Source organism: Mesorhizobium cantuariense (assembly GCF_042647205.1).
GTDB lineage: Bacteria > Pseudomonadota > Alphaproteobacteria > Rhizobiales > Rhizobiaceae > Mesorhizobium > Mesorhizobium cantuariense.
In genome coordinates, this window is the sequence record NZ_JBHRVD010000001.1 from 6,843,821 (window position 1) to 6,869,230 (window position 25,410).

Annotated in this window: 26 protein-coding genes and 1 pseudogene; 9 read left to right on the forward strand and 18 right to left on the reverse strand. The window is 61.0% G+C overall.

What is annotated here, in order from left to right; all coding sequences use genetic code 11:
• Window positions 1-81: 81 nt before the first annotated feature.
• The 8 genes from ACFOJ9_RS33475 to ACFOJ9_RS33510 all read right to left on the reverse strand — a co-directional run bounded on the left by ACFOJ9_RS33475 (window position 82) and on the right by ACFOJ9_RS33510 (window position 9,394).
• Complete coding sequence (locus ACFOJ9_RS33475) at window positions 82-690, reverse strand: ATP-dependent DNA ligase (protein ID WP_378985620.1); 609 nt, start codon at window positions 688-690, stop codon at window positions 82-84.
• A 378-nt stretch (window positions 691-1,068) separates the two neighbouring features.
• Complete coding sequence (locus ACFOJ9_RS33480; protein WP_378985622.1) at window positions 1,069-1,407, reverse strand: slr1659 superfamily regulator; 339 nt, start codon at window positions 1,405-1,407, stop codon at window positions 1,069-1,071.
• Window positions 1,408-1,425: 18 nt separating this feature from the next.
• Complete coding sequence (locus tag ACFOJ9_RS33485) at window positions 1,426-1,986, reverse strand: slr1658 superfamily regulator (protein ID WP_378985624.1); 561 nt, start codon at window positions 1,984-1,986, stop codon at window positions 1,426-1,428.
• A 2-nt stretch (window positions 1,987-1,988) separates the two neighbouring features.
• A complete protein-coding gene (locus tag ACFOJ9_RS33490) occupies window positions 1,989-4,355 on the reverse strand; it encodes a SpoIIE family protein phosphatase (RefSeq protein ID WP_378985626.1) in 2,367 nt (788 codons plus the stop codon).
• Window positions 4,352-5,530, reverse strand: coding sequence for a methyltransferase domain-containing protein (locus ACFOJ9_RS33495; RefSeq protein ID WP_378985628.1), 1,179 nt, complete (start codon window positions 5,528-5,530; stop codon window positions 4,352-4,354). The genes ACFOJ9_RS33490 and ACFOJ9_RS33495 overlap by 4 nt, the downstream gene beginning before the upstream one ends.
• Window positions 5,527-6,048, reverse strand: coding sequence for a ubiquinone biosynthesis methyltransferase UbiE (locus ACFOJ9_RS33500; protein WP_378988221.1), 522 nt, complete (start codon window positions 6,046-6,048; stop codon window positions 5,527-5,529). Before ACFOJ9_RS33500 ends, ACFOJ9_RS33495 begins: the two co-directional genes overlap by 4 nt.
• A 173-nt stretch (window positions 6,049-6,221) precedes the next feature.
• Entirely contained in the window at window positions 6,222-7,871 is a 1,650-nt protein-coding gene (locus ACFOJ9_RS33505) for a putative bifunctional diguanylate cyclase/phosphodiesterase (RefSeq protein WP_378988224.1), read from the reverse strand.
• Window positions 7,872-8,251: 380 nt separating this feature from the next.
• The gene (locus ACFOJ9_RS33510) at window positions 8,252-9,394 is read right to left on the reverse strand and encodes a helix-turn-helix domain-containing protein (RefSeq protein WP_378985630.1); all 1,143 of its coding nucleotides are present in this window, start codon (window positions 9,392-9,394) and stop codon (window positions 8,252-8,254) included.
• A 232-nt stretch (window positions 9,395-9,626) separates the two neighbouring features.
• Here ACFOJ9_RS33510 and ACFOJ9_RS33515 point away from each other — a divergent pair, with 232 nt between their 5' ends.
• The gene (locus tag ACFOJ9_RS33515) at window positions 9,627-9,929 is read left to right on the forward strand and encodes a hypothetical protein (protein ID WP_378985632.1); all 303 of its coding nucleotides are present in this window, start codon (window positions 9,627-9,629) and stop codon (window positions 9,927-9,929) included.
• A 67-nt stretch (window positions 9,930-9,996) separates the two neighbouring features.
• Here the strand turns inward: ACFOJ9_RS33515 and ACFOJ9_RS33520 are convergent, their stop codons facing one another.
• Entirely contained in the window at window positions 9,997-10,818 is an 822-nt protein-coding gene (locus ACFOJ9_RS33520) for an IS5 family transposase (protein WP_378976343.1), read from the reverse strand.
• 151 nt (window positions 10,819-10,969) lie between these two features.
• Here ACFOJ9_RS33520 and ACFOJ9_RS33525 point away from each other — a divergent pair, with 151 nt between their 5' ends.
• Complete coding sequence (locus ACFOJ9_RS33525; RefSeq protein ID WP_378985634.1) at window positions 10,970-11,200, forward strand: hypothetical protein; 231 nt, start codon at window positions 10,970-10,972, stop codon at window positions 11,198-11,200.
• A gap of 466 nt (window positions 11,201-11,666) precedes the next feature.
• Here the strand turns inward: ACFOJ9_RS33525 and ACFOJ9_RS33530 are convergent, their stop codons facing one another.
• On the reverse strand, window positions 11,667-12,527 hold the full coding sequence (locus ACFOJ9_RS33530; RefSeq protein ID WP_378985636.1) for an SMP-30/gluconolactonase/LRE family protein: 861 nt from the start codon (window positions 12,525-12,527) through the stop codon (window positions 11,667-11,669).
• A gap of 113 nt (window positions 12,528-12,640) precedes the next feature.
• Between ACFOJ9_RS33530 and ACFOJ9_RS33535 the strand changes: the two genes are divergently transcribed.
• Window positions 12,641-13,441, forward strand: a complete 801-nt coding sequence (locus tag ACFOJ9_RS33535; RefSeq protein ID WP_378985638.1) for a helix-turn-helix domain-containing protein — start codon at window positions 12,641-12,643, stop codon at window positions 13,439-13,441.
• Between the two features lie 23 nt (window positions 13,442-13,464).
• On the opposite strand, the pseudogene ACFOJ9_RS33540 reads toward ACFOJ9_RS33535, so the two are convergent.
• A pseudogene (locus tag ACFOJ9_RS33540) lies at window positions 13,465-13,672 on the reverse strand (dienelactone hydrolase family protein); the annotation flags it as partial.
• 130 nt (window positions 13,673-13,802) lie between these two features.
• Here ACFOJ9_RS33540 and ACFOJ9_RS33545 point away from each other — a divergent pair.
• Window positions 13,803-15,179, forward strand: a complete 1,377-nt coding sequence (locus tag ACFOJ9_RS33545) for an adenylate/guanylate cyclase domain-containing protein (protein ID WP_378985640.1) — start codon at window positions 13,803-13,805, stop codon at window positions 15,177-15,179.
• Window positions 15,180-15,267: 88 nt separating this feature from the next.
• Here the strand turns inward: ACFOJ9_RS33545 and ACFOJ9_RS33550 are convergent, their stop codons facing one another.
• Genes ACFOJ9_RS33550 through ACFOJ9_RS33560 form a run of 3 tightly spaced genes read right to left on the reverse strand, consistent with a single transcriptional unit; the run spans window position 15,268 to window position 17,560 of the window.
• Window positions 15,268-16,095 carry a lipo-like protein gene (locus tag ACFOJ9_RS33550; RefSeq protein ID WP_378985642.1) on the reverse strand — a complete coding sequence of 276 codons (828 nt, stop codon included), beginning with the start codon at window positions 16,093-16,095 and terminating at the stop codon, window positions 15,268-15,270.
• 50 nt (window positions 16,096-16,145) lie between these two features.
• On the reverse strand, window positions 16,146-17,090 hold the full coding sequence (locus ACFOJ9_RS33555) for a CHAD domain-containing protein (protein WP_378985644.1): 945 nt from the start codon (window positions 17,088-17,090) through the stop codon (window positions 16,146-16,148).
• On the reverse strand, window positions 17,087-17,560 hold the full coding sequence (locus tag ACFOJ9_RS33560) for a CYTH domain-containing protein (protein WP_378985646.1): 474 nt from the start codon (window positions 17,558-17,560) through the stop codon (window positions 17,087-17,089). Before ACFOJ9_RS33560 ends, ACFOJ9_RS33555 begins: the two co-directional genes overlap by 4 nt.
• Window positions 17,561-17,647: 87 nt before the next feature.
• Between ACFOJ9_RS33560 and ACFOJ9_RS33565 the strand changes: the two genes are divergently transcribed.
• From ACFOJ9_RS33565 to ACFOJ9_RS33580, 4 genes are read left to right on the forward strand one after another with little or no spacing between them, the layout of a single operon-like run.
• Window positions 17,648-18,346 (forward strand): CerR family C-terminal domain-containing protein, encoded by a 699-nt coding sequence (locus tag ACFOJ9_RS33565; protein ID WP_378985648.1) that lies wholly within the window; start codon window positions 17,648-17,650, stop codon window positions 18,344-18,346.
• Window positions 18,343-19,296 (forward strand): HlyD family secretion protein, encoded by a 954-nt coding sequence (locus tag ACFOJ9_RS33570; protein WP_378985650.1) that lies wholly within the window; start codon window positions 18,343-18,345, stop codon window positions 19,294-19,296. Before ACFOJ9_RS33565 ends, ACFOJ9_RS33570 begins: the two co-directional genes overlap by 4 nt.
• A complete protein-coding gene (locus ACFOJ9_RS33575) occupies window positions 19,293-20,213 on the forward strand; it encodes an ABC transporter ATP-binding protein (protein WP_378985652.1) in 921 nt (306 codons plus the stop codon). Before ACFOJ9_RS33570 ends, ACFOJ9_RS33575 begins: the two co-directional genes overlap by 4 nt.
• A complete protein-coding gene (locus ACFOJ9_RS33580) occupies window positions 20,210-21,346 on the forward strand; it encodes an ABC transporter permease (protein ID WP_378985654.1) in 1,137 nt (378 codons plus the stop codon). The genes ACFOJ9_RS33575 and ACFOJ9_RS33580 overlap by 4 nt, the downstream gene beginning before the upstream one ends.
• Window positions 21,347-21,623: 277 nt before the next feature.
• Here ACFOJ9_RS33580 and ACFOJ9_RS33585 read toward each other — a convergent pair whose 3' ends face one another.
• Together ACFOJ9_RS33585 and ACFOJ9_RS33590 are read right to left on the reverse strand one after the other, a co-directional pair.
• On the reverse strand, window positions 21,624-22,601 hold the full coding sequence (locus tag ACFOJ9_RS33585; protein ID WP_378985656.1) for a threonine/serine dehydratase: 978 nt from the start codon (window positions 22,599-22,601) through the stop codon (window positions 21,624-21,626).
• 413 nt (window positions 22,602-23,014) lie between these two features.
• Window positions 23,015-23,338, reverse strand: coding sequence for a hypothetical protein (locus tag ACFOJ9_RS33590; protein ID WP_378985658.1), 324 nt, complete (start codon window positions 23,336-23,338; stop codon window positions 23,015-23,017).
• Between the two features lie 177 nt (window positions 23,339-23,515).
• Here ACFOJ9_RS33590 and mbfA point away from each other — a divergent pair, with 177 nt between their 5' ends.
• Window positions 23,516-24,499 carry an iron exporter MbfA gene (gene mbfA / locus ACFOJ9_RS33595; protein ID WP_378985660.1) on the forward strand — a complete coding sequence of 328 codons (984 nt, stop codon included), beginning with the start codon at window positions 23,516-23,518 and terminating at the stop codon, window positions 24,497-24,499.
• Window positions 24,500-24,705: 206 nt separating this feature from the next.
• Here the strand turns inward: mbfA and ACFOJ9_RS33600 are convergent, their stop codons facing one another.
• Both ACFOJ9_RS33600 and ACFOJ9_RS33605 read right to left on the reverse strand, forming a co-directional pair.
• Entirely contained in the window at window positions 24,706-25,050 is a 345-nt protein-coding gene (locus ACFOJ9_RS33600; RefSeq protein ID WP_378985662.1) for an antibiotic biosynthesis monooxygenase family protein, read from the reverse strand.
• Window positions 25,047-25,379 carry an NIPSNAP family protein gene (locus tag ACFOJ9_RS33605; RefSeq protein WP_378985664.1) on the reverse strand — a complete coding sequence of 111 codons (333 nt, stop codon included), beginning with the start codon at window positions 25,377-25,379 and terminating at the stop codon, window positions 25,047-25,049. The genes ACFOJ9_RS33600 and ACFOJ9_RS33605 overlap by 4 nt, the downstream gene beginning before the upstream one ends.
• Between the last annotated feature and the right edge of the window lie 31 nt (window positions 25,380-25,410).

Genomic DNA, 25,410 nt, shown 5'->3' on the forward strand with positions numbered 1-25,410 from the left:
CGGCAATGTCCGCTATTGGCGCTTGGCCACAAGGTGCGCCGACGCTGAGGCCGCGGTTGCGCTAGATGCGTTCGTTGACGCTCAGAAATCGGCTTCTTCGAAATATTTGGCCTTTAGCCATGTGTTTGACAGTCCGCTTCTGTAGCGGCTGTCGGCGCGCTTCGAAATGATGCCCGCGAGCCCCATTTTTCCGACGGTGCGGAAGATCGCCAGCGCACTGCCCTCGAAATGCTCGCTATATTGGATCTTGCCGAGGCCAGGTTCAACCAGTTGCCGCAGCGCCTGCTTGCGCTGCAGCAGCGGGAAGGAGGCTAGATCGCGGCCGTCGAGATGGAGGATGTCGAACGCGACGAACACCAGCCGGCTCGGCTCGTTCCAGATCGCGGCTTCCAGCGTAGGGCAATCGGGAGCGCCCTGTCCGCCCGGTACAATGACCTCGCCGTCGAGAATGGCAGTCCGGCATGGCAGATCGACGGCCAGAGCGATGGGCCAGTATTTCGTGGTCCAGTCACGGCCGTCCTTGCTGTAAAGACGCACGCCGCCATTGTTGATGAGGATCTGCGTCCGATAGCCGTCGAGATTGGCCTCGTGGACCCATCCCTCATCTTCAGGCGGCCGCTCGACCCGAGTCGGGATCTGCGGCGGAACAAACTCCAGCCGGCCGCCATTGACCTTGGCACGCTTACTCAATAACGCCACCTTTGACCGCGTAGCGGCAGGCTGATCGGCACAGGCAGCAGGGCATCATCCCAACATGATGCCTGCCACCTGTGCCGAGCCCCCGCCAAGCAATTGCAAGCATCTACGCACGGGGCCGTTTTGTCGTTAGCTTCGCATCCTAATACTTATCCGGGCGTACATATCTTTGCTCGGCGCCGCGCTCTTGCACCGTTCCCGACCGGCTTATTGCTGTCCGGGATTGCGCCAGCCAACGCCCCCCTTGTCTCGGGCGGTTCGTGATTTCACGGAAACGCAGATCCGTTCTATCTCTTTGTTTTCGACGCAATTCCGGACGGAAAACCATCTCACACTATTCCTGGAATTGCCCCTGATTGCGGACGACCATGGTCAGTCCATCAAAAGCACCACAGCGGGATGCAGCTTCTTCAGATTCGGCAATGATTTCGACTGCCAGGGTATGTCGGGCGTTCCACGCACGACGAGTCGAACATCGGGATGCTTGCGCACCTCGATGGTGAATTTCGCCAGCAGGTTGATGCCGGAAGAGTTGAGAAAGTGAAGGTCCTTCAGATTGAGCGTAATGGAAGCGGGTTTCGAGGCAAGAACGCTGGTCGCCAAAGCCGTGATAGGCGCACCGGCCTCGGAACTGGCAAGTCGCATTGCACCGTCGAAGAAAATTTCGTTTCCTTCGGTCCACACGCGGTAGTCGTCGGTCTTGATTTCCATATCCTGGCTTCGTTTCATCTAGTTGTGAATTTGCGAGATCGGAATGGAGGCATATGTCTCGACGGAAATCCGATCACTTTCGTCGGCGGCGCTGAATATCCAAGCCAGGCGAGCGCCGTAGTCGCTCATCAACGTCAGCAATCCAAGTCCGGAGCTTGCCACGTCGGGGTTCGCGGCATTCGCTTCAATACGCTGTATCAGCAGGTCAATGGGGTCGCCAACCGTGATATCCGCCAGCAGGCTTTGGAACTCAGATGCGTCTTCACCATCGACGTCATTGGAGACTTTGAGCTTGAAGCACTCCGAATCCATCGACGCCTCGATCAAGATCTCGCCCGGTGCGCGAAACTTGACGGCATTTTCGATGAGTTCGTTGACCAAATATCCGATGCTGTGCCGCACTTCCATGTAATCATTGCGGGACGACCGGAAGCGCAACGCGAAAAGATCGGCGATGAAGTCCGAGGTCGTGGCGCAATGACGCCAACTCAAGTCGAGAGGTCCGTCGAACAGCCGCACGCGACTGACGCTCTCCTTCATCCCGATTGCAATGTCAGGGGTACCGAACAGCGTTGTCATGCCTATGTGTGCCTGATGATCACGAGGGTGATGTCGTCGTGGATCTTCTGGATCCCGATATGGGCCATGAGATCGTCGATGATCCCGGTCTTGATGTCCTCGGCGCTGCAGCCGTGACGTTTTTGTGCGCTCTGGCAGAGACGCTCGATCCCGAACAGAGTTTTGTCTTGATCCTCCGCCTCGGTCACACCGTCGGTATGCAACACGATCACGTCGCCCCTGCCGAACAGGATGTCACGCGTTGCGATGAACTGCGAGATGTCATTGTCAAGACCAACCGGCATGCCCAGATCAAGGGTATCGATGCGTTCGATTTCCCTATCCGCACGCACGACCAGAACGTCCTCATGCTGGCCAGATAGCGTTACCCGCTCATCCTCAAAATCAAGAAAGGCCAGCGAGAGATGCTTGCCGGTGTTCGTCCGCTCGATGTTCTTGTAGATCGCCCTGTTCAATCGATCCAGAAACTGATGTGGGTTCCCCTCGTTGGTCTCCTGCAGCGCGCGTGCAACGGATTGGACCATCAGCATCAGCACGCCGCTCTCCAGACCATGACCGGTCACGTCGCCGATGCCGATCTTGACGCGTGACCCGCTCTGCAGGACGTCGTAGTAATCACCGCCGACCTCGTCGGCCGGTCGCATGTAGGCTGCGATCTCCAGCCCCGGAATCGCTTCAAGTTCGGATTGTTTCGGCAGGACCATCATCTGGATCTGCCTGGCGACCGCCAGTTCGGCACCAAGGCGTACATTCTCGTCCCGCAGCTTTTCGTTGAGTGCGGAAATCTCCTGATTTGCCTCCCCGAGTTCGCTGGTTCGTTCGTCGACGAGTTGCTCGAGGTTTTCCGTGTGAAAGCTGATCTGCTCAGCCATCCGGTTGAAGGCGATCCCTGCCGCTCCAACCTCGTCGCGCGTCGGAATGCTCACGCGGACTGAGTAGTCCTTGGTCTGGAGCCGCTGGGCGGCGCTGGCAAGCGCCCTGAGACCCGCGGTGATCCGCTTCGAAATTCCGAGCACGGCCGCGAAAACAATCAGAAGCGAAACGATGATCGCACCGACCTGAAAGAGCAGGATACGATTGGTTGCGCGTGAAATACTCTCCTGCGCGGCGAACAGGGCCGCATAGATCTCCCGCTCGGGGACGACGATCCCGACCGACATCGTTTCGGACTTGATCGGTCCCGAATTCCACAGATTGGTCGGCTTCAATCTCTTGAGGACGACCATGTAGGGTACGCGTTCGCCCTTGTTGTCGAGCATGATATGCTGAATGACACCGTCATTGTTCTGGTCGAGCGGCAGCGACGCGATGGCCGGCTGCGTGCTTCCGCGCAGGGACCTCTCTAGGCCGGTGACGCCCTGCGTGCCCGCATCGCTTGATGACGTAAGGCCGATGATCGCCTGGCCCGACGGATTGATCGCCACCACGTTGCCGGTCGACATCGTGAGGAAGCCGAACCCGGTTTCGGCGATCTTCACACGTTCGACGACTTCCGCAAGCTGGTCGAGAGTGATGTCTGCCCCGGCCGTACCGGCGATACCAGTGCGATCGCGCGTCCACAGCGGCTGGAAAAAGCTGACGATCAGCTTTCCCGTGATTGCATCGGTGTAAGGCGCTGTCTGGGTAATGTCGTCGGGGACGGGACGAGAGGCTGGATCCCTGGCCCATTGCTGCCATGACCCATAGATTCCCGGAAAGAAGAACTCCCAGAACTCCGCCTTGTTGTGGCCTGGATATAGCCGGTCGAAGGTCTGTGCCTGGTCCGTATACGGCACCGTCCTGAAGATGGGCCGTTCTTTTGGACCAATATAGTACATCTGCAGTTTGGACGACCCGCTGGCCATGAGAGTTGGCGCGACGAGATCCAGCACGGTACTGTCTTCTATCTCCTGCTGAACGCCCGGCAGCGGAGTGTGGTCGGCGCCCAGCAGGTAGCCCCAGACACTAACCACGGAAGGCGCGCCCGGCAGATTCTGCGCCCAATCGCCCCGCGCGTCGTAGACGACGTTCACGGAGCCGGGCGCCCCATGCGAAAGGGTCGCTCCGACCTGTTGCTGCCTGCTTGGATCATCGATCTGGGCCTGCAGCACGCCGGCCAGCGCCTTGACGTCGCCATGAACCCGGTCGAGCAGCAGGTCCACACTTGACGCTGTCGACTCGGCGTAGGAACGAATGTATTCCTGGTTTGCGGTCGTCAGGCCTTCACCGACTTCCGATGTGGCGTCGCGCGACAGCTGTTGAACGTTCCAAAGCGCCAGACCACCGCTCAGCAGGAGGTCGAACAGTACGGCGCCGCCAACGACCAATACGAATTTCGCTCGAAAGGAGCGCAGGCCGAAGCGCGGTGCAGGCTCATTGTCGGCTTTCATTGCGGCCGTCGCCCCGATGCAACCCAGATCGGCCAACCCGCGTAACCCTTGGGGTGGAGCGCAGCGAAAATGTGGTCCTGGAAGCCCTGCCGGAACCGTGCGACGAACTCCGGTCCATCGCCACGTCTGGTCGCCATCTCGCCCGCATAGACATCCGCCCAGGCCGCAATGACATCGGCGAAATCCTGCGGATCGCCGTCCAGGTTAGTGACCATGAAGGTCTCGACACGGATGTCTTCGAATCCGGCTTCCATCAGATACCGCCGGCTCTTGGGCCCAAGCTCGACGTCCATCTCGAAATGCCCGAACAGCTTCGCCACCTCGTTGTAGGTCCAACGAATGCTTTCGGCGCGCGGCTCGCCGAGGCAATGCGAATTCTTCTCGTTGGTGATGTAGACCCGCCCGCCCGGCTTGCAGATGCGGTAGAGTTCCTTGAGGATGAGTTCAGGCCGATTGAAGATTTGAAGCGAATGTCGGCAGGTGACCAAGTCGAATTGCGCTTCGTCGAGCAGCATCTCCGACGCATCGCCATAGGTATACTCGATACCCCGGATATCGAACTCCCGCATCACTCGTCGAGCATAGTTCAGGCTTGATATGGAGTGGTCGAGGGCGACGATCCGCGATGGCTGGAACTCCTTATGCGCGAGCACGGCGAAATCACCGATCCCGCAACAGATGTCGGCCATGACGATGCCGGGCCGCATGCCGTGTCGCGGCAAGATTGCGCGCTCGTGGCGCCAAGTCATCTTTGTCTGAGTGCGCAGGATCGGTACGAACCCGCCTTCCTCAAGGAAGCCCTGCCCCGGATAGAATTCGGTGTCATATTCCTCGACCGTTATGTTCGGTTCGATTCCGCTCAGGCGACCAAATTTTCGCGAGGTCCATCCGACGACGCTTGACGTGATGACGACGAATTTGAGATCGGGTCGAGCGCGGCAAGCGTCGATGATGATCCTCGAGAAGGTGTGAAACGCAGCGTTGTTCATCTGCGTCAGGCGCCTGACATTGACGTAGAGAACGCCGCGCACGCGGCCAATCGCATCGCGAAGCAATGCTATGGCGGGCCCAAGCTCATCGATCGCTTGAGGCCGGACCACTCCCGATAGGGAGAACTCCTGGTTGTTGGCGTCGTATTGCGCCTTGAAGCGCGGGAGAAGGTCGTAAGGGCTCAATGTTGCAAGCCCTCGAGCGGAAGATCCACGACAAGCTTGATTGCATCGCCCTCGGCTTGCTCGATCCAGAGTGTCGCGTTGTAGTCGACCGCCAGTTCAAGGAGCACGACCTCGCGGCTGGGCGCGAGATCCCCGGAGACCGAATTCAGGTAGCGCTCTCTGGCCTCTGTTCCAGCGACTTGCGACACGGCTTCTTCGTAGTATTGGCGCTCCTCCGGCACACAAGGAAATGTCAACTCGATCCTATCCGTGGCGCCATGGCGAGACACCCTGCATGCCAGTTCGCCCTCGGCATGGCGCGTACGAAAGGCGACTTCCAGCAATTCGTTGAAGGCAGAGGAAAAGAGATTTGCATGATGGACCGAGTCTGACCTGTTTTGGCTGATCATCCGGGCCATGTATGTCGAGACATAATCGCAATGTTTCCAAGCGGAGACGAAAGCTTTGATTTCCATGTCGATCTGGATCATCGGCTCAAAAGTCGGCTCGCCAGCCAGGTCATGATGAACAGGTCCCATCGACATCCTCACTTGTTCCATCAGTATTGAGCCCTCTCGGCCAGGGGCCCGCGACGAAAAATGTCACCGCGCCCCCGATGGGTCAGTCTCGCACCGACTCGAAGAATTGCGCGGTATTTGCCCTCGATCGTTCTACAAATCTCCACTTCACCGTTAACAAAGGGTGCAAGGCCCTAGAGCGCCCGATTTGATTCCTCCATCGCTCGCACCACCCTCAGCGGGGACCGTTTGATGAAATCGCTGATCGCCTCGGCTCCAAGCGGCTTTCCCAGGAAGTTGCCTTGCAAGCAATCGCAATTCTCCTTGATCAGCCACCGTGCCTGTGCCGACGTCTCGACCCCCTCGGCAGTGACATTTATTCCCAGGCCGTGCGCCAGATTCATGATCGATCGCACGATCGTTTGGCTTTTGAGATCGGTCTCCAGGTCCGCAATGAAGTACTGGTCTATCTTCAAAGTATCGAAGGGAAAGTTTTTAAGGTAGCTTAACGATGAATAGTATGTTCCAAAATCGTCGAGCGAAATTCGTATTCCCAAGACATTCAGAGTATTCAACGTGTCGATATTGTCGACCGTCTTTTCAAGCAGGACTGTCTCGGTTATTTCAAGTTCAAGTCTGTCGGCTTCGATTCCAACTGCGTCGATGATCTGAGCGACCGTGTCCGTCAGCAAACCACTAAGGAACTGAGCCGGCGACAGGTTCACTGCGACTGTCAACGAGGAAGGCCATGTCAATGCCTGGCGACAGGCTTCCTCGAGCACCCATCGTCCAATCTCGTCCATCAGACCGTCGGCTTCGGCGATCGGTATGAACACGTTGGGTGGAATGGTTCCGAACTCGGGGTGCCGCCATCGCAGAAGCGCTTCGAAGCCGATCACCGACGAAGGAGGCCGAATGAGCGGCTGATACTCCAGATAAAGCTCGCCCCGCTCCAGCGCGGTTCGAAGGCTGCGCCTCAGATTCTCGCGTTGCTCGAGCAAGAGCAGCATCGAACGGTTGAATGTTCGAGCGCAGCCGCGTCCATCTGTCTTGGCCGCGTAAAGCGCAATGTCAGCGGCTTTCATCAACTGTTCGCCATCGGTCCCGTGTTCGGGCCCGAAAGCAATTCCGATACTCGAGCCGACGAAGACGGGAATGCCGTTGATGACGAACGGTTTCTTGAAGGCGTCGACAAGCGAACCGGCGAGGCGCTCAGCCTCTGCTGGCTGCTCCTTTCCCAATTGGATGACGGCAAACTCATCGCCGGCATACCGGTATGCGGATACGCCGTCCTGCAGGGCGTCGCAGATACGACCCGCCGCGAGTTGGAGAAGAGTGTCGCCTGCTCCATGACCAAGCGTGTCGTTGACCGCTTTGAAATCATCAAGATCGATTTGCAGAAGGGCGGCTTTTGGATTTGATCCGCCGAGGGCGGCCATTGCCTGCTGCAGCTGATCGCCGAAGCGCCGCCGATTTTGCAGTCCAGTCAGCACGTCGTGCGTCGCCTGATGGAGCAGAATTACATGCTCTTGCTCCTCCACTACGCTGCGCCCATCGCGCTCCCTTGATTCAATGATTCCCACACCATTTGCAGTGGCGAAAACGAAAGCGGACCGCGGCGCTTCGCCCGATGATGGCGGCAAATCGATGCTTGCCGGTGAGCCGCCTTGGAACACACGAAGAAATTCGTCGCGACAACCCGCATCGAGGAAACTCGGGTAGATCTCCCAAACGGCGGCACCCGGCACCACCGCGCCCCCGTACACGCCTTTGAGCTTGGCTGCGTAGTGCGTCAGACAGAAGTCGCGATCATAGAACGACAAAAGTTCGGTCGTGTTCGCCAAAAGGTCAATGAGCAGCGCTTCGCCGGGACGTGGTACATCGCTTGAGGAAGCCCCCTCACTCTCCGCGCCGACGCCTGATGCCTCCGGGTGCAATAGCCACCTCCATAGGCGGTGAGAATCCACCCACCCAGTCCAGAAATAGCATAACTGTCAAGCTTGGCAAACATTCAACTGGCAGTCTCAACAAGTATCGCATGCTGCGTAGCTGCAGTGTAGCTCCGCTGTGATTGGCGGCGATAACCATGAACAGTTGGTTAATAAATCGGGAATTGACTGTATGATTGATGGCGCGGTGGCGGCGACACGAGATATTCTGGTCCATGAGGCGGCGTGATCTTCCCACCCCTGTTTTGAGCCGCCCCACTTCAACCGCCCCCGTATCAGTTTCCGAGTGCCTTGAGCCAACCTTCAAAGGAAGAGGCCTCCTCGGGTCCGGCATCCGAAACAGAATGGGTGGGGCGCGGCAACACCACAATGCTGCGGCCTTCGCGAGGGCTGTAACCGAATTCCTTGCTGAACGCTCGGCTGAAATTAGCCGCTGAACTAAATCCGAAGGCCTCACCAATATCAACAATTCGCCGGCTGTCCGCCGGATCGCTAAGCGCAACGTGGGCTGCCAGAAGTCGGCGACTTTGTATGTAATGGAGAACACCACCGCTCGGTTCGAACAATTGATAGAGACGAGAGCGCGATACGCCGAGCGCCCGGCACATTGAATCAGGTGTCAGATGAGCCGCATCCAGATTGTTTTGGACGTATCGACGCGCTCGCTCCATCAGCGCGACACTCGCCAATTGTTCGGCGGCCGCGGCATGTTCCGTCGGAGGCGCAAGGCAGGCAATGATCATGCTGCGTGTTGCGTGTACGATGCGGGGCAAATCTTCAGCCGTGAGACTGCGCAGCCTTGCTTCGATGCTGTTGACGTAGTCGACCAGGAGGTCGGCAAAGTTGCCGGACAGAATCGAATTGTTCTTTGCGTCCAGGGTTGACGCCGCATCAGAGAACAAATCACGCGGCAGATAGAGAAAGAGGCTTTCCGAGTCCGTTACCCTCCCGCGAAACGGATAGCCAAGCGATCTGATCTCCAATTTGCCCGGCTGGTTTTCCGCAACGCGACGATCGACCTCCGTCCATGACCGGCCAGTACGAGGCAAGACGATATACCAGTGATCGATCGAACTGGACCGAAGCTTCGCGGCGGAACGTACGTAGCTATGTGCCGGCGCGCGCTGTTGAACGATCAGCATGCCACCGAGATTCCAAGCCGTGTGGACGGCGGGAAAGCCATCGTTCAGCGATTTGCCATCCGGCAACCTGACCTCGACAAGCGGCGCCATATGCGCTTGCCAAGCGGCGAATTGATCACCTGGCGCCAGTTCGAGTGTTGAAAGGGGCAGAGGTTCGAGCGCCGGCGCGAGCGATGGAGCGGCCCCATAGTGGGGTTGACCTTCGCGCGGCCAACGACGTCGGTCGCGGTCCCGCGGCTGCCTCGCAGGAGCCTCGTCTTGCCTCTTAGTGTCCATCGCGTGGTGCCATATCCGAATCGGGTATGTCCCATGCCCCCTCGCAATCATGTGGTGCAATTCAGGCATCTGGCAAGGCGGGTGGCACTCGAGGCGACTGAAACGGCGATCACGCTGGATTACGGAAAGAAATGCATTCCGAGATAAGTTTCTGGATACGGGGCCAACGACACTCTTCACCCTTGTGCGTATAAATCGGGGATCGTGGAATATTAGTTGAGGAGTCACCGAAATGACCACAAAGCTCAACAGCGAAACTCGTCGCAGGATAATTCTTGACGGGTATGGTAACAACGAGCCGTTAAAAAGTATTGCGGCAAAGGTCGGATGCTCACTGGCGAGTTTGAAAGTCACCGCCAGTAAAATCGGTTGCACTCGAACGCCGAAGGAGGCAGCCGAATTTCGGCGAGGATTTCACATCCCGGAACACAAGCGGCAAGATTACTATCAGCTTATGGTTGCAGGACAATATAAAGCCCGTGAGTGCGCGCTTATCTTAGGATTAATCGCGGAGAAATCATCAGATAGCAAGTAAACTTATTCCAATGCACTGCAGATGTTATCGGCACTTAGAGTCTGACTCATAATGTTTTTGAAGCGGATCAATGGTTTGCCAGCCTGCGCGTCATGAGCTGAGCGGAGGCCAGCAAGAGCCATGCGGTGGAACTTTCGATCGTGGCCTCGAAGTCCTTGGCCAGGCGTCGGTTTCGTCCGAACCATGCAAAGGTGCGCTCGACGACCCATCGACGTGGAAGCACTTCGAAGCCCTTGGCGGTGTCGGATCGTTTGATGATTTCGAGCGTCCAGTCGCCTTTCCCATGAAGGGCGGTCTCAAGCTTCTCACCGGCGTAAGCGCCGTCGGCGAAGACGTGGCGCAGCCAAGGAAAGCTGGCTCGAATGGAGGCCAGAACGTCGGGAGCGCCGTCGCGGTCCTGGATATCGGCGGTATGGATGACCGCGCCGACGAGCAAACCCAGGGTGTCGGTGAGGATATGGCGCTTGCGGCCTTTGATCTTCTTGCCGGCATCGTAACCGCAAGGCCCGCCGCTCTCCGTGGTTTTCACGCTTTGACTGTCGATCACGCCGGCGCTGGGTGAGGCTTGGCGACCGGTGGCCAGACGCACGCTCATCAGCAGCAGATGATTGATGGTGCTCCAAAGGCCGCAGTCGCGCCAAGCGTAGAAGTAGCGCTGCAGCGTCGACACCGGCGGCAAGTCCCTGGGCAGCATCCGCCATGGCAAGCCACTGCGCAGCACGTAGAACAGTCCATTCATGATCTCGCGCCGCGACCATTTCGGCGGGCGCCCAAGTCGGGACCGGGGCGGAATCACCGGATCAAGAACCGCCCACTCCATATCCGTCAAATCGCTTGAATACCGCAGCCCTTTGCGGGCATGCTTGGCTCGGGTGATATCGGTCCACATGGGATTCTCCGTCGATGCTTCGCAACACCGACTGAATCACAAGCCGCTGATATCACCCAACTTCTTTTCGGGTCAGACACTTAGACAGCCCTCCCTTCAGCGGTTCGTCGGTAAAAGTCCGCTGTAGCGGGCCCTGAAAAGGTTCGCACAGATGCTGCGTCGGCATTTCAATCGCACCTGCCTCAGCCCTCATGATCTGGCTATTTGCGAACGCGTGTTCGATCAGGTCTGCGCGGATGAGCATCTCGACCCTTTAGACCCGGACGCCGAAATCTTGGCGGTAATGGTTGTGGCCACTTTTCGAAATGCTCACACCAGCGAGCGCGAACTGCTTGAGACGATCAGGTCTCATCGGCAAAAGGCCGCGGGAATCGGGCATTAGTACATTCGCCCAAGTGCCAGTAATTTTGGTTCAAAGAGATGGATAAGCCAAGGCGCGCGGCATGAATCCGTTCAGTCGCGACGCACTGTTGCCAAGATACCGGACTTGAAAACCGGCGCGGGCACGAGTTCCCGGTGGTTCCAATACCATTCCCTGCACTGGTTGAGATTTGCTTCAGCGCAAGCGGACCTATTGGCTGGGATGTCGGCTGTCGTGGTTGGCCAGTAGAGACTTCAACCCCACCTGTTTGAATGTCTGCCAGCGCTCTGTCCGCTTTCGGCCCAAGGCGACATCAGAATATCTGCTCGGCAATGTCCGCTATTGGCGCTTGGCCACAAGGTGGGCCGATCCGGGGGACGTCGTTAATTGGCCGCAATACGAGTTCGAGTTGGCGATCCTCGCCGACGAACGACAGTCCATCGGCTGTTGGCGAGCGTCTCGGGGAGCGGCGGCGAGGCGCCAGTTTTCAATCGAGCTTCAGCGCCGCCACTTCGCCCTCGTTCATCAACGGAACATAGAGGATCGACTTGCCGTCGGTGCCGATGTCGGCGCTGCCGGGCTTGAAATGCGCCACCACTTCCGGCGCGCCGCCGGTATGATAGCGGTAGAGCGTGCCAGTCATGTAGGCGGTGGCGTAGATGGTGTCACGAATAGCAATGACGCCATCGAGGTCGGCGAATTTCTGGGCGCCCGGCAAAGGCGAAACCACTTTGCTGGCGATGTCGACCGACAGCAGGCCACCCGGCTCCGCCGTGCTGAAGTCGGGCTTGATGCCCTTGCCCCAGGAGGCGACGATCAGCCTGTTACCATCGGCGAAGACGCCGTTGGGCGAGGCCAGCATCGCGTCCTTGACGAACAGCTCCGGCCGGTCGCCGTCGATGCGGTAGATGGCGTCGGCCAGCATGTCGGTGACATAGACCTTACCCGACGTATCGGCGGTCATGTCGTTCAAAAAGACGGCATTCGGCACCGCGATGCTGGTGACGAGCTTGCCGCTGGCAAGGTCGACGACGCGAACTTTCGTGATGTCGGCGACATAGAGCTTGCCGCCCGCTATCGCCATGCCCTTGGGCGCGTCCATGCCGTCGGTCCAGTGTTGGGTGACCGTCTTGCCGTCCACGGACAGCACGGAGAGATAACCATTGCCGTCGGCCTCGCCGGGATTGCCGACGATGTTGGAGACGATGATGCGGTTGTTGGTGGCGTCGAACAGGGCCGATTCCGGCTGCTCGAGGCCGGTGGTGCGCCAGAGTTCGCCGGCCTCGGCGGCGAGCACGGCTGCAATGCCGATGACAGCGAGAAAGGCTGAGGTGATGAGGGTGTTCATGGCTGCTCTCCTGTGATGACGGCGGAGAGCTATGATTTTCGATACTTTCCGGAAAGGCCGATTACCGCTAGTATCGAAACTCGATACGAAACTGTCGGCAAGAGGTGCATCCGATGAACGGTCTGATCTTCGAAGCGCTGAAGCGGACGCTGAAGGCGAAGGGCGTCACCTATCGCGCCCTTGCCGAACGCATGGGCGTTTCCGAACCGACGGTGAAGCGCATCTTCCACGAGCGCAACTGCAAGCTCGACCGGCTGATGGAGATCTGCGCTGCCGCCGGTGTCGAACTGGAAAACGTGCTCGGCTCGATGAACCGGGGGCCAGGGCCGGTCAATCACATCGCGCCGGAGATCGAGCGCAGGCTCGCCGGCCGGCCGGCGCTGCTGTTCGTCTTCGTCATGCTGTCGGAAAAATTCACGCCCGAAGGCATCATGCGCTCGCAAGGCCTGAGCGAAGCCTCGATGTTTCTCTACCTGCGCGATCTCGAGGAGCTCGGCCTGGTCGCGCTCGGTCGGGGTCTCACCGCAAGAGTGCTGGTCGAGACGCCGATCCAGTGGAACTTCGAAGGGCCACTCAGGCCGCTGTTCGAAATGACCAACAAGAATTTCATCGGCTGGGCGATCACGCATCTGGAGCGGGAAGCAACCTTCGTCAGCTTCTCCAGGCGGATGCGGCCGGAGACAGCGGAGATGGTGCGGCGCGAGGCGGAGGATCTCGCCGATCGCGCCAAGCTGCTCGCCCATCACGACCAACACACCACGCCGGAGGACGGGCTGGTTGGCTACAAATGGACGTTTGCCTTTGGTGCAACGCCATTTCCGGCGATCATGCCGATCGGCCCACACCCGCGCGATGCCGGTGCGTTCGATCGGCCCGCCGCTCCTGCAAAGGGACGCCGCCCGTTACCGGCCTGACACGGCCAATCATCCCGAGCAGGATATGGCGCGTTGGGATAGAACAGATCCAGCACCAACACGGTATAGCCCTCTGCAGCCAGGCGTTCCGCCATGCCGCCCAGCGCCGGCCGCGGGCCGAACGCATCCATGTAGAGAATGACGCCGGGCGCTGCGGTTTTTTGGTGACCTGAACAGGGAAGCCTCCGCCTGTCCTGCTTCGGTTTTCATCATGATCTTTTGTCCGGACATTTTTGCTCTTTGCAGCCGCGGTTCAAAAATGAAACCACATTCATGATAGAGTTCGCGCACTGATTTGCCAGACTGTAGAGGGCGGGTTTGCCGAATGCGTGACACGTCCCTGTGAAATCGAAGTGATCCTATGCCGACCGCGCCAACACTTGAACTTCGCCGCTATTCGCGCCTGAAAAATTTGCGGGCGCGCGCAGAACGCCAGGGTGCTGCTTTGCAGTTCTGGGCCCGTACGGCATCGCTCGCTGTGATCTCCTGCTTCTTTTCATTGATCAGCCGCTGGGATGCTTCGCTGCTCTTCGTGCTGGCGGGCCTCGTGCTGTTCCAGCTCGTCGGCCTGATCCAGTTTCTCTTTGCGCGCCGTCGCACGGCGCGATGGTGGATCGGTTACCTCGTCGGTACGCTGGACATCATTCTGTTGACCGTTCTGCTGGTAACGCCCAACCCGTTTTCCCTGGAGGTCGCGCCGGCCGCGATGCAACTGCGCGAGGGCAGCTTCAAATTCCTGCTGATTTTCGTATGCCTTGGCGCGCTGACCCTTTCGACACGATTGGCGCTCTATCTCGGCGCGCTCGCGGCCTTGACATGGGCGATCGGGGTGGGATGGGTGATTTCTCATCCGGGAACCGTCATTCCGGCGACGAACCTCTATTCGCTGCCGATGACAGAGCGACTGAACCTCTATCTCAACCCCAATTTCGTCGATACATTTGCACAGGCGACCAACGTGTTGGTTGTGCTGATTATCGGCGCGATCATGGCGCTGGTCGTCTATCGTTCCCGACATCTGTCGGAAGACTATGTCAAGGCAGAGCGCGCCCGCGCCAATCTCGCCCGGCATTTTTCGCCCAATGTCGTCGACCAGCTCGCCACCGATGACGAGCCCTTCGGCCCGGTCCGCCGGCAGGATATCGCGGTGCTGTTCGCCGACATCGTCGGCTTCACACACTATTCCGAGGATCATCCGGCCGAAGCAGTGTTCGAACTTCTGCGTCAGTTCCACCGTCGCATGGAACAGGTCGTTTTCGACCACCATGGCACCGTCGATAACTATATCGGCGATTGCATCATGGCGACATTCGGGGTTCCGCAAGCCAGCCATGACGACGCGACTCGGGCCATCCAGTGCGCTGAAGCGATGGTCGCCGCTCTCGAAGACTGGAATGTACAGCGGGTGTCCAGGGGGTACCCGCCGCTGGACGTTCGGATCGGTGCACAATATGGCGCAGTGGTCATCGGCGCGGTCGGCAGCGAGCGCAATCTGTCCTTCGCGGTGGTGGGCGACACCGTCAACGTCGCCAGCCGTTTGCAGTCGCTCTGCCGTGAGCTTCAGGCGAATATTTGCTTTGGGTCACGACTGATTGAGGCCGCGAAGGCGGAATCGCCCACGACACAGTTGAATGCGCGCGATCATGGACCGGTGAGCATCCGCGGCCGGGACGAACCGGTCCATGTTTGGGTCGAACACAGAGTCGAAAACCAGGGTGCTATTGCGGTTTCGGCGTGATATAGGCCGCCATGTGAAACGCCTGCACCTCGGCTGGATAGCGGTAGGCCGCGCCATAGGGGCATGTCCTGACCCAGGCCGAAAGCCATCACGTGTCTGAGGCGATTGCGCCAGCCTTTACGGCTGCGGCGTCTGTGTTTGCCTTATCGTCCCAGACCATCTGCCGGTAATCGAAACCATATTCCAGCGTCGGCTTGACGATGCGGAAATAGGGCGACAGGTCGAAATCGCGCGGTGTGTAGAGCGAGTGGTGGCGGATGTGCAGGATTTCCTTGCGCGAAAAGTTCGACTGCGCCGAAGCGCGGCCAGGCGCACGGGTGATCTCGGGCAGGATCGGATAGTGGATCTGGCCATAGGCTTCGGCGATCAGCGTCGAGCAGATCGCCCGTGTCGGGTCGCCGGAGCCGAAGGCCAGCATGCGGCGGCGCCAGCGCACCGGCACCGGCGGCGTCGGGAAGAAAAAACGCAGCATGTCGAAAATGTTCTTGAGGTCGTATTTCAGGCCGAGCTTGCCGATCATGAAGGCGACGACCTTGTCGCGGTCCTCCGGCGCCAGCCCGCTCGCCCGGCAGATGCGGGTGTTGTAGGTGCGATAGCGCGACAACGGCACGGCGACGCAGCCTTCGCCGAGCGTGACCTCGATCAGCCGCCGCCGTTCCGTTCCGTCTTCCGGTTCGGCCAGCGCGTCGCCCACATAGAAGGCCGCATGCGACCAGGTCGACTGGGTCAGGTACTTGATCGCCGCCGAGATCTTCTGGTTACCCTCGATCAGCAGGATATCGCCAGGCTCAAGCGTGCGGCGCAGCGTCTCGGCATCGGACGGCGTATAGGGCTCGTAGCCGGAGGATTCTTCCTGAAGCCGGCCGGCAAGCCAGCGGCCAAGTCGATACAGAAGCGTGTCGCCGGGCTCGGTCATGCCTATGGCGATTAGCATAAGCGGGCGACTGGGCGCCAGCCGCATGTCGGTCAGCTTGCGGTCGCCGTTGCGCCGGTGTCTTCACCCGAACCAGCCAGGTCGTCGCGCGCCTTGCGGGCCAGTTTGCGAGTCGAGCGTTTCGGGCTGTCGCCGAACAGCTCGGCCGCCTCGGCAAGACAGCTCTTCTTCAGTCGCTTCTCGGATCGCTTCAAAAGCTTGTCCAGAAGCTTCGTGTCCTCGGGCGGTCCGAGCGGCCGGTCATCGGCTTCGAGAAGATCGCGCATCACCAGCACATCATGCAGGTCGCCCAGACGCTCGCCCAATTCGTCGACCGCCTTGCGCCTTGCCTTGATCGGTGTCGGCCACAGCCTGCCGAGCAGCGACAGATGCATGCCGTGGGTCTTGGCCGCCTTGCGCAGATCATGGAAATCATTGGCCGCGCCGCGCGTTCCGGCCTTGTCCAGCGCCTTCCTGGCGCGGCGCAGCGTGACGCGGGCGCCTTCGGCAAGCACGTCGGCCGCCTGTTCCGGCTGGTCGGGCAAGGCGAGGCTTTCGATCCGCTTCATGCCTTCCTCGCAAGCCGCGGTCGCCGCCCCGATCGCCGCTTCAAGCCCGGCGCCTTCGTGCAATTCATGCTGGTGGGCGATCAGCCTGTCGCGCGCAGCAGTCAGCCCGTCGTCGGCGCTCTCCTTGGGAAAGCTTGCCGCCAGCCGGTCGATGGTCTCGATCAATGCCGTCGCCTCGCGCGGGCCGGCAAGCAGTCCGGCCACGTTACGATAGCACTGGTTTTCGGTCTCACAGAATGTTTCGTCCCCGGAACGAACTAGTCGCAGCAAGGCGCGTGCGCTCTTCAGCCGCTTGCGGCATTTGTGCAGCGCCTGTTCCGGCCGGCTGCGCGCGGCGTCAAGATGGGCCAATGCCTTGCCAATTTCCTCGGCAAGGATACGCCTGACCTCGCCGGTCAGCGGCAGGCGCGGGTCGATGCGAAAGCTCATGCGGCGATCTCCGGAATCCCCCCGAGGGCGAGCGACGCGTTGTAGAATTTCTGCTCACCGGTGACTTCACGGCCGAGCCAGTCAGGCAGCATTTCGTCCGGCACGTCCTCCGGCGTCTCAAGTTCGGCGACCACAAGTCCCGCAAGTGGTCCGCCAAAGACATCGACTTCATAGAGATAGCCGCGGTGCCTAACATGGTGACGTGTCTTCTCGATGACACGTCCGAGGGCGAAGTCCAGCATCTCCACCGCCTCCGGCAGCGGGATCGGATATTCGAATTCGTCGCGCTCGCGCGCCGTGCTGCCGAATTTGAGCGTCAGCTTGGCGGAAGTGCCATCGCTGATGCGTACGCGCACCGTGCGCCCGGGGCCGGCAGCGAGATAGAACTGGAGGATGCGGATATCCGCCTCGGCCAGTTCTAGCCATGCGGTGCTGGAGACCAGGAACTTGCGCTCGACTTCCTTGCCCATGGCACCGCACTAAAGCGTTTACCGCCGACGATGGCAAGATGTGGGGTCACAAGTTGACTTTAATCAATCGATTGATTAAAGTGGGTGATGATCAAAGCGCCAGACACCAGAAGCCTTCGCCGCGTGCCCGCCGAAATGACGCGCGCGGCACTTGTCCAGGCGGCACTGAAACTGTTCGGACGGCAGGGTTTTGACGGCACGTCGACGCGCGAGATTGCGGCGGAAGCGCAAGCCAATATCGGCTCGATCGCCTATCATTTCGGCGGCAAGGAGGGCCTTCGCGCCGCTGCCGCCGACTTTATCGTCGAGACCATCCAGACGGTCGCCGGCCAGGCGCTCGGCAATGCGCAGGCGCCCATGCCGGGCGGTCCGGAGGCGGCGCAAGCACAACTCTTCGCGGCGCTGGAGCGGATGGTCGGCTTTGTCGTGGCAAGCCCGCAGGCCGGTGAGATCGTTCAGTTCGTGTTGCGCGAGCTTTCGCATCCGACGGCAGCCCTCGACCGTATCTATGACGGTGTCTTCGAGCCGACGCATCGCCGGCTGTGCCAGCTTTGGGAGCAGGCGACCGGCGAGCCGGCCGAAAGCGAGGCCACAAGGCTCACCGTGTTCACGCTGATCGGCCAGGTCATCTATTTCCGCATCGGCCGCGAGGCGGTGATGCGCCGCATGGGCTGGAACGACATCGGCGCTGCCGAGGCCGCCAAGGTGGTGGCGGCCACATCGGGCAATCTCAAGGCCATATTGGCTGCCAGAAAAGGGGTAAAGATGAAGGGGCAAAGACCATGAGCTTTCTGTGCTCGCTGCCGCTCACCGTGCAGCTTTTCAGCGCCTGTGCTCCGGCTGCCCCGCTGGCCGTCGGCTATGTCGAAGGCGATTACGTGCTGCTGGCGCCGATCGAGGTGGCGCAGGTCGAGACTGTTACTGTGAAGCGCGGCGACCGTGTGGTGCCCGGCACGACCGTGGTGACGCTGGAAAGTGCGGATGCGAAGATCGCAGTGGCGCAAGCCGAGGCCGGCCTTGCCCAGGCGCAGGCGCAATTGGCCGACCTGCAGATCGGCAAGCGGCCGGAAGAGATCGCCGTGCTGAAGGCCGAGGTCGACATGGCCAGCGCCCAGGCCGCCGACGCCAAGCGCAAATTCGACCGCGCCGCCGATCTGTTCAAGCGCGGCGCCGGCACGCAGGCCGATTTCGACACCGCCTCCGCGACGCTGGAGACGGCCAATGCGCAGGTCGGCCAGGCAACCGCCAATCTCGCCGTCGGCGGCCTGCCGGCGCGACCCGAAACGATCAAGGCCGCCGACAACCAGGTCAAGCAGGCACAGGCGACCCTGGAGCAGGCGCAATGGCGGTTGTCCAAGCGGGTGCTGGCAGCGCCTTCGCCCGGCCGCGTCAACGATGTCATCCGCAACCCGGGCGACACGGCCGGTCCGACCGCGCCGGTCATCTCGATCCTGCCCGACGGCGCGGTGAAGCTCAGCGTCTACATACCGGAGAGCGCCTTCTCCTCGGTCAAGGTCGGCACCTTGCTCGGCGTCCATTGCGACGGCTGCGGCCCGGACGTGAAGGCGCGCGTCAGCTACGTCTCGCCCGATCCCGAGTTCACCCCGCCGGTGATCTACTCCTTGGAGAACCGGCAGAAGCTGGTCTATCTGGTCGAGGCGCGGCCGGAGGGCGATGCCGGCCCGCTGCAGCCTGGCCAGATCGTCGATGTCGATCTCGCGGACAGCGCAAAATGAACGCCATCGACGTCCATGGCCTGGTCAAGCGTTTTGGCGACAAGACCGTCGTCGACCATGTGACGATGACGGTCGCCGAGGGCGAGATCGTCGGCTTTCTCGGACCCAACGGCTCGGGCAAGACCACCACCATCCGCATCATGTGCGGCCTGCTGACGCCCGACGAAGGCGAAGGCACGGTGCTCGGCTTCAACATCCGCACCGACAGCCTGCGCATCAAGCGCGAAGTCGGCTACATGACGCAGAAATTCTCGTTCTACGAGGATCTGACGATCGGCGAGAATCTCGAATTCGTGGCGCGGCTCTACCGGCTGAAGCCGGTCGAAGAACATGTTGCCGGGACGCTTGAAGACCTCGGCCTGACCACGCGCCGCAACCAGTTGGCCGGCACCTTGTCGGGCGGCTGGAAGCAGCGGCTGGCGCTGGCCGCCTGCATCATGCACAAGCCGAAATTGCTTCTGCTCGACGAGCCGACGGCCGGTGTCGATCCGAAGGCCCGGCGCGAGTTCTGGGACGAGATCCATCGCCTGGCCAGCGGCGGGCTGACCGTGCTGGTCTCCACCCACTACATGGACGAAGCCGAGCGCTGCCACCGCATCAGCTACATCTCCTACGGCAAGATGCTGGCCACCGGCACTGTCGCCGAGGTGGTCAGGAATGCCGGGCTGACCACGTTCGTCCTGCAGGGACCGCGCCTCGATCAGGTGGCGGAAGCGCTGCAGGGCCGCCCCGGCGTCGACCAGGTGGCGCCGTTCGGCGCGACGCTGCATGTCGTCGGCTCCGACAAGAAGAAGCTCGAGGCCGCACTTGCCGATGTCGAGAGACAGCACAAGGGCGTGAAGGTTTCGCCCGGCGAAACCAGCCTCGAAGACGTCTTCATCCAGTTCATGTCCGGCTCGAAGGACAACATGGCATGAACAACGTCTTGTCCTTCGCCCGGCTTGGCGCTCTGCTGATCAAGGAATTCATCCAGATGCGGCGCGACCGCATCACCTTCGCCATGATGCTGGGCGTGCCGCTGATGCAGCTGGTGCTGTTCGGCTACGCCATCAACAACGATCCGAAAAGCCTGCCTGCCGCACTGGTGGCGACAAGCAGCGACCCCTACACGCGGGCCATGGTTTCGGCGCTGCAGACGACTGGCTACTATCGCTTCGACCATGTCTCGCAAAGTGCTGCCGATGCGGAGTTACTGATGTCGCGCGGCGATGTCGCCTTCGTCGTCACCATTCCCGCCGATTTCGCCCGGCGGGTCGAACGCGGCGACAGCCCGCAGATCCTGATCGAGGCCGACGCCACCGACCCGGCAGTCGCCAGCGGCGCCATTTCGACGCTCGGCACCGTCGCCAGCCAGGCGCTGCTCAGGGCGCGCGGCATGCAGGAGGCGGCGGCCGAGGCAGCGCTTGGCCAGCTCGAAGTGGTGGTGCACCGGCGCTACAATCCCGAAGGCATCTCGCAATACAACATCGTGCCCGGCCTGCTCGGCGTCATCCTGCAGATGACCATGGTGATGATGACTTCGATCGCGCTGACGCGCGAGACCGAGCGCGGCACGATGGAGAACCTTTTGGCGATGCCGTCGAGCCCGCTCGAGATTATGCTGGGCAAGGTGCTGCCCTATCTGGCGGTCGGCGCCGTGCAGGTGGTGGTGGTGCTGGCGGCGGCGAAGCTTCTGTTTGCCATCCCGTTCACCGGATCGATGTCGCTGCTGCTCACCGCCGTGCTGATCTTCGTGCTGGCGCTGGTGCTGCTCGGCTACACCATCTCGACCATCGCCCGCACGCAGATGCAGGCGCTGCAGCTCACCTTCTTCTTCTTCCTGCCGTCGATCATGCTGTCCGGCTTCATGTTCCCCTATCGCGGCATGCCGGGCTGGGCGCAGGTCTTCGGTGAGGTCCTGCCGCTGACGCATTTCCTACGCATCATCCGCGCGGTGATGCTGAAAGGCGCCGAGCTGCCGGCGGTGGCAACGGAGATCGGCTGGCTGGTGGTGTTCGTGGCATTGTTTGCCGGCGTTGCACTGGTGCGGTTTAGGCGGACGCTGGATTAGAGGCATGCCGTATAGCGGCGGAGCGCTTGTGCAGTGTAGAAAGTTTTGGAGGCCAGTGGGACAGCGCCCCCCTCTGTCCTGCCGGACATCTCCCCCACGAGGGGGGAGATCGACAGCTCTGGCGCCGGCTCTTCCTTTGCAGCATCGGAGATTGGCGAAGGCAGTGGTGACGGCAAAATCTCCCCACCTGTGGGGGAGATGTCCGGCAGGACAGAGGGGGGCGCGAAGGATCGCGACGGAACGGCTTTATTCTGCGCCGCTGTATTTTTCGGCCACGCTAAGCAGCCGCCATGATCTCCGAATACGTCCCGAAATCGACATTGCCGCCGGAGAGCACCACGGCGACGCATTTGCCCGACAGCTCGATCTCGCCCGATGACAGTGCCGCCAGCGCCACGCAGCCGCCGGGCTCGACCACCAGCTTGAGATAGGCCATGGCGTCGCGCATCGCCTGCGCCGCCGCCTGGTCCGAGACGGCGATGCCGCCGGCGAGGTTCCTGCGGTTGATCTCGAAGGTGATCAGGCCGGGCTCGGCGGTCAGGAGCGCGTCGCAGATGGAGTCATGGCCGGGCTCGTTCGAAACCCTGGCGCCGGCGGCCAGCGACCGGCGGGTATCGTCGAAATGCTCGGGCTCCACCGCCCAGACCGCGGTGTCGGGCGAGGCATCCTTGACGGCGATGGAAATGCCGCTGGTCAAGCCGCCGCCGCCGCAGGGAACGACGACCGCGTCGAGGCTCACGCCAAGCGCTTTTGCCTGGCGCATCAATTCGAGGCCGATCGTGCCCTGGCCGGCAATGATGGCCGGGTCGTCGAAGGGCGGCACCAGCACCATCCCTCTTTCCATGTAAGGGCGGATCACTGTCATGCGGTCGTCGCGAAAGCGGTCGAACGGCACCACGTCCGCTCCCATCTTGCGGACGTTAGCGATCTTCATCGCCGGGGCGTCGGCCGGCATGGCGATGACCGCCTTGACGCCGAACATCGCCGCCGACGCCGCGACGCCTTGCGCATGATTGCCCGACGAGAAGGCGACGACGCCTCGGCTGCGCTCGTCCTCGCTCAGCGACGACAGCTTGTTGTAGGCGCCACGAAACTTGAACGAACCGGTCCGCTGCAGCGTTTCCGGCTTGAACAGGATGCGGGCGCCGAAGCGCTTGTTCAGCTCCTGCGATTCGATCAAGGGGGTTTCGACGATCAGGCCGGAGAGACGCGCGGCGGCGGTGTGGATGTCGGCGATGCCGGGAGGCGTGGTCATGGCGGGTCCTACGGAAGTGCTGTCCGCCCATGGTGCACGGAAAGGGCCGCGCGACACCAACGAAAAAATGTGACCGTTACAAAGTTTGGCGGGGCGGTCGCCAACGCCACGGCTGCACGCCCCCCTCTGGCCTGCCGGCCATCTCCCCCTCAAGGGGGGAGATTGGACGTCACGAACGCTCTCACCAACTTACAATGTCGACAAGAGAAGCGCCGAAGTCGAAACTGCCAATCCCCCTGGCAGGACAGAGGGGGGCGCTGTCCCGCCGACATCTCGCAAATCCTGCATCGCCGTGATTTCTGCACTACGCTCGAGTGCGCCAACCGGGGGCCCGCTGCCTGCGGCAGCTCCCCGGTTCGAATCCTTTGAAAGGTCCACCGGACCTTTCAATTCGCCTGCGGCGAACTGGGTTCTCACCCCAACAGCGTCCTCTGCCGCTTGCTCCCACCCAGCTTGCGCCAGTTGTTGAACCGGTGGCTGGCGGCCGCAAACGAGATCTTCATCTGCTGGGCGACCGAGTAGCGCGACTTGCCGTCGTCGAACATGCGGTAGCAGCACTCGACGCCTTCCTCGGTCAGTTTGCCGTCCGGCGCCTTGTTGTGCGGGTTGGCGGGATCGAATTTCTCGACCTGTTGTTCGACCAGGCTTTTCAGGCGCTGCAGATCGGCTTCGATACTGGCGATGAGATCGAGAACGGGCTTGGGATCATAGGAGTGCGGAGGCTGTTTTGCCATCATCTGCGGGCTCCTTGTTCTTGGCTTGAGTCCAGCTATATAGGCGAACATTCACTGATAATGAAGGGCCACCCTCGCGCGCGCGGCTTCAACAATTCTTGACCGCGACCCAAGCGCGCAATTGACCGAAGGCATCTCAAACCCTAGTTTAGAACCATTCTAAACTAGGGTGAATTCCTCATGCTTTCCCGTGTTTTCGGCTTCGGCCGCCGTCCCTTCGAATCGCTCTCCGAACAGGAAATCCTGGCGCTGGCCATTTCGTCCGAGGAGGATGACGGGCGCATCTACCGGGCCTATGCCGACGGGCTGGCGGACAGTTTTCCGCAATCGGCAAAAGTGTTCGAGGAGATGGCCGAGGAAGAGGATGGCCATCGCGATGCGCTGATCGAGCTTTTCCGCGATCGGTTCGGCGAGCGCATTCCGCTGATCCGGCGCGAGCATGTGAAGGGTTATTACGAGCGCAAGCCCGACTGGCTGGTGAGACCGCTCGGCATCGAGCACGTGCGCAGCCAGGCCGAGGCGATGGAGCGGCAGGCCTATCTGTTCTATGTCGAGGCGGCCAAGCGCACCACGGATGCCTCGACCAGAAAACTGCTCGACGATCTGGCGCTGGCCGAGCAGGGGCACGAAACGCTGGCGCAGCGTCTGGAGCAAAAGCACGTACCGGGCGAAGTGAAGGACGAAGAGGCCGCTGCCGAGCAGCGCCAGTTCATCCTCACCTATGTGCAGCCGGGGCTGGCCGGATTGATGGACGGGTCGGTATCGACACTGGCGCCGATCTTCGCCGCGGCATTTGCCACCCATGACACCTGGCAGACCTTTCTGGTCGGGCTTGCCGCCTCGATCGGCGCCGGCATCTCGATGGGCTTCACCGAAGTGGCTTCCGACGACGGCAAGCTATCAGGCCGTGGTTCGCCGATAAAACGCGGCATCACCACCGGCGTCATGACGTCGGCGGGTGGCCTTGGCCACGCATTGCCCTATCTCATCCCGCATTTCTGGACGGCGACAGGTGTCGCAGCGGTGGTGGTGTTCTTCGAGCTGTGGGCGATCGCCTTCGTCCAGAACCGCTACATGCAGACGCCCTTCCTGCGCGCCGCCTTCCAGGTGGTGCTGGGCGGCGCCCTGGTGTTCGCGGCCGGTGTGCTGATCGGGAATGCGTAGTAGCAACTTGTCCTTCTCCCCTTGTGGGAGAAGGTGGATCGGTGCGCAGCGCCGAGACGGATGAGGGGTGTTCCAGCGAAGTGAGGCGTTAGCGATTCTGCCGCTTTGCCCAGTTCAATTGAGACGTCTCGCCAAGCTGGAACACCCCTCATCCGACCTCGCTTCGCGAGGCCACCTTCCCCCACAAGGGGGGGAAGAAAGCGGAGCTAACCATTCACCGCCCGACTATCCCTAGGCGCCTCGTCCCTCTCCGTCAGCCCATAATCACGCATGACATGCGCTATCCGCAGACGGTAGCCGGCAAAGATACCGCCGCGGCCGGCCTTCTGCGCCTGCCGGTGTTCCTCGGTGTTGCGCCAGGCCTTCACCGCCTCCTCGTCGCGCCAGAACGACAAGGACAGGATGCGGTTCGGGTCGACCAGGCTCTGGAAGCGCTCGATGGAGAGAAAGCCGTCGATGCCGTCGAGCAGCGGCCGCAAGTCGGCGGCGATGCTGAGATACGCATCGCGCCTGCCCGCCGCCGGCTCGACCTCGAAGATGACGGCAATCACGGCAGCACCAGTTTCGCGTGCGGTCCCGAGACGTGTTTCAGGAACATGCGGTCCTCCTTCAGGATGAATCTTTCACGCTTGGCAAACTCATAGTTTGCCTTGCCGGCGGGATCGGCGGCAAGTCGGGCGCGGTAGGCTTCGTAGGCCGCCAGACTATCGATGTTGTAGGCGGCATAGGCGGTCGTGGCCGAGCCCTCATGCGGCGCGAAATAGCCGATCAAATCGGCGCCGCAGCGTGGAATGGCCTGGCCCCAGCTGCGGGCGTACTCCTCGAAGGCCGCCTTGCCGAAAGGGTCGATCTCGTAGCGGATGAAGCAGGTGATGGTCATTGTGGTCTCCTTGGGTTTCCGCGTCGATAGT

Bases quoted from the DNA above. Each gene is read 5' to 3' on its own strand.
- ACFOJ9_RS33485 (WP_378985624.1), bottom strand. From the start codon at position 1,986: ATGACAACGCTGTTCGGTACCCCTGACATTGCAATCGGGATGAAGGAG.
- ACFOJ9_RS33500 (WP_378988221.1), bottom strand. From the start codon at position 6,048: ATGGGACCTGTTCATCATGACCTGGCTGGCGAGCCGACTTTTGAGCCG.
- ACFOJ9_RS33525 (WP_378985634.1), top strand. From the start codon at position 10,970: ATGCTGCGTCGGCATTTCAATCGCACCTGCCTCAGCCCTCATGATCTG.
- ACFOJ9_RS33560 (WP_378985646.1), bottom strand. From the start codon at position 17,560: ATGGGCAAGGAAGTCGAGCGCAAGTTCCTGGTCTCCAGCACCGCATGG.
- ACFOJ9_RS33510 (WP_378985630.1), bottom strand. From the start codon at position 9,394: ATGGACACTAAGAGGCAAGACGAGGCTCCTGCGAGGCAGCCGCGGGAC.
- ACFOJ9_RS33545 (WP_378985640.1), top strand. From the start codon at position 13,803: ATGCCGACCGCGCCAACACTTGAACTTCGCCGCTATTCGCGCCTGAAA.
- ACFOJ9_RS33565 (WP_378985648.1), top strand. From the start codon at position 17,648: ATGATCAAAGCGCCAGACACCAGAAGCCTTCGCCGCGTGCCCGCCGAA.
- ACFOJ9_RS33555 (WP_378985644.1), bottom strand. From the start codon at position 17,090: ATGAGCTTTCGCATCGACCCGCGCCTGCCGCTGACCGGCGAGGTCAGG.
- ACFOJ9_RS33515 (WP_378985632.1), top strand. From the start codon at position 9,627: ATGACCACAAAGCTCAACAGCGAAACTCGTCGCAGGATAATTCTTGAC.
- ACFOJ9_RS33550 (WP_378985642.1), bottom strand. From the start codon at position 16,095: ATGACCGAGCCCGGCGACACGCTTCTGTATCGACTTGGCCGCTGGCTT.
- ACFOJ9_RS33575 (WP_378985652.1), top strand. From the start codon at position 19,293: ATGAACGCCATCGACGTCCATGGCCTGGTCAAGCGTTTTGGCGACAAG.
- ACFOJ9_RS33605 (WP_378985664.1), bottom strand. From the start codon at position 25,379: ATGACCATCACCTGCTTCATCCGCTACGAGATCGACCCTTTCGGCAAG.
- ACFOJ9_RS33520 (WP_378976343.1), bottom strand. From the start codon at position 10,818: ATGTGGACCGATATCACCCGAGCCAAGCATGCCCGCAAAGGGCTGCGG.
- ACFOJ9_RS33490 (WP_378985626.1), bottom strand. From the start codon at position 4,355: ATGAAAGCCGACAATGAGCCTGCACCGCGCTTCGGCCTGCGCTCCTTT.
- ACFOJ9_RS33530 (WP_378985636.1), bottom strand. From the start codon at position 12,527: ATGAACACCCTCATCACCTCAGCCTTTCTCGCTGTCATCGGCATTGCA.
- ACFOJ9_RS33585 (WP_378985656.1), bottom strand. From the start codon at position 22,601: ATGACCACGCCTCCCGGCATCGCCGACATCCACACCGCCGCCGCGCGT.
- ACFOJ9_RS33580 (WP_378985654.1), top strand. From the start codon at position 20,210: ATGAACAACGTCTTGTCCTTCGCCCGGCTTGGCGCTCTGCTGATCAAG.
- ACFOJ9_RS33570 (WP_378985650.1), top strand. From the start codon at position 18,343: ATGAGCTTTCTGTGCTCGCTGCCGCTCACCGTGCAGCTTTTCAGCGCC.
- mbfA (WP_378985660.1), top strand. From the start codon at position 23,516: ATGCTTTCCCGTGTTTTCGGCTTCGGCCGCCGTCCCTTCGAATCGCTC.
- ACFOJ9_RS33535 (WP_378985638.1), top strand. From the start codon at position 12,641: ATGAACGGTCTGATCTTCGAAGCGCTGAAGCGGACGCTGAAGGCGAAG.
- ACFOJ9_RS33480 (WP_378985622.1), bottom strand. From the start codon at position 1,407: ATGGAAATCAAGACCGACGACTACCGCGTGTGGACCGAAGGAAACGAA.
- ACFOJ9_RS33590 (WP_378985658.1), bottom strand. From the start codon at position 23,338: ATGATGGCAAAACAGCCTCCGCACTCCTATGATCCCAAGCCCGTTCTC.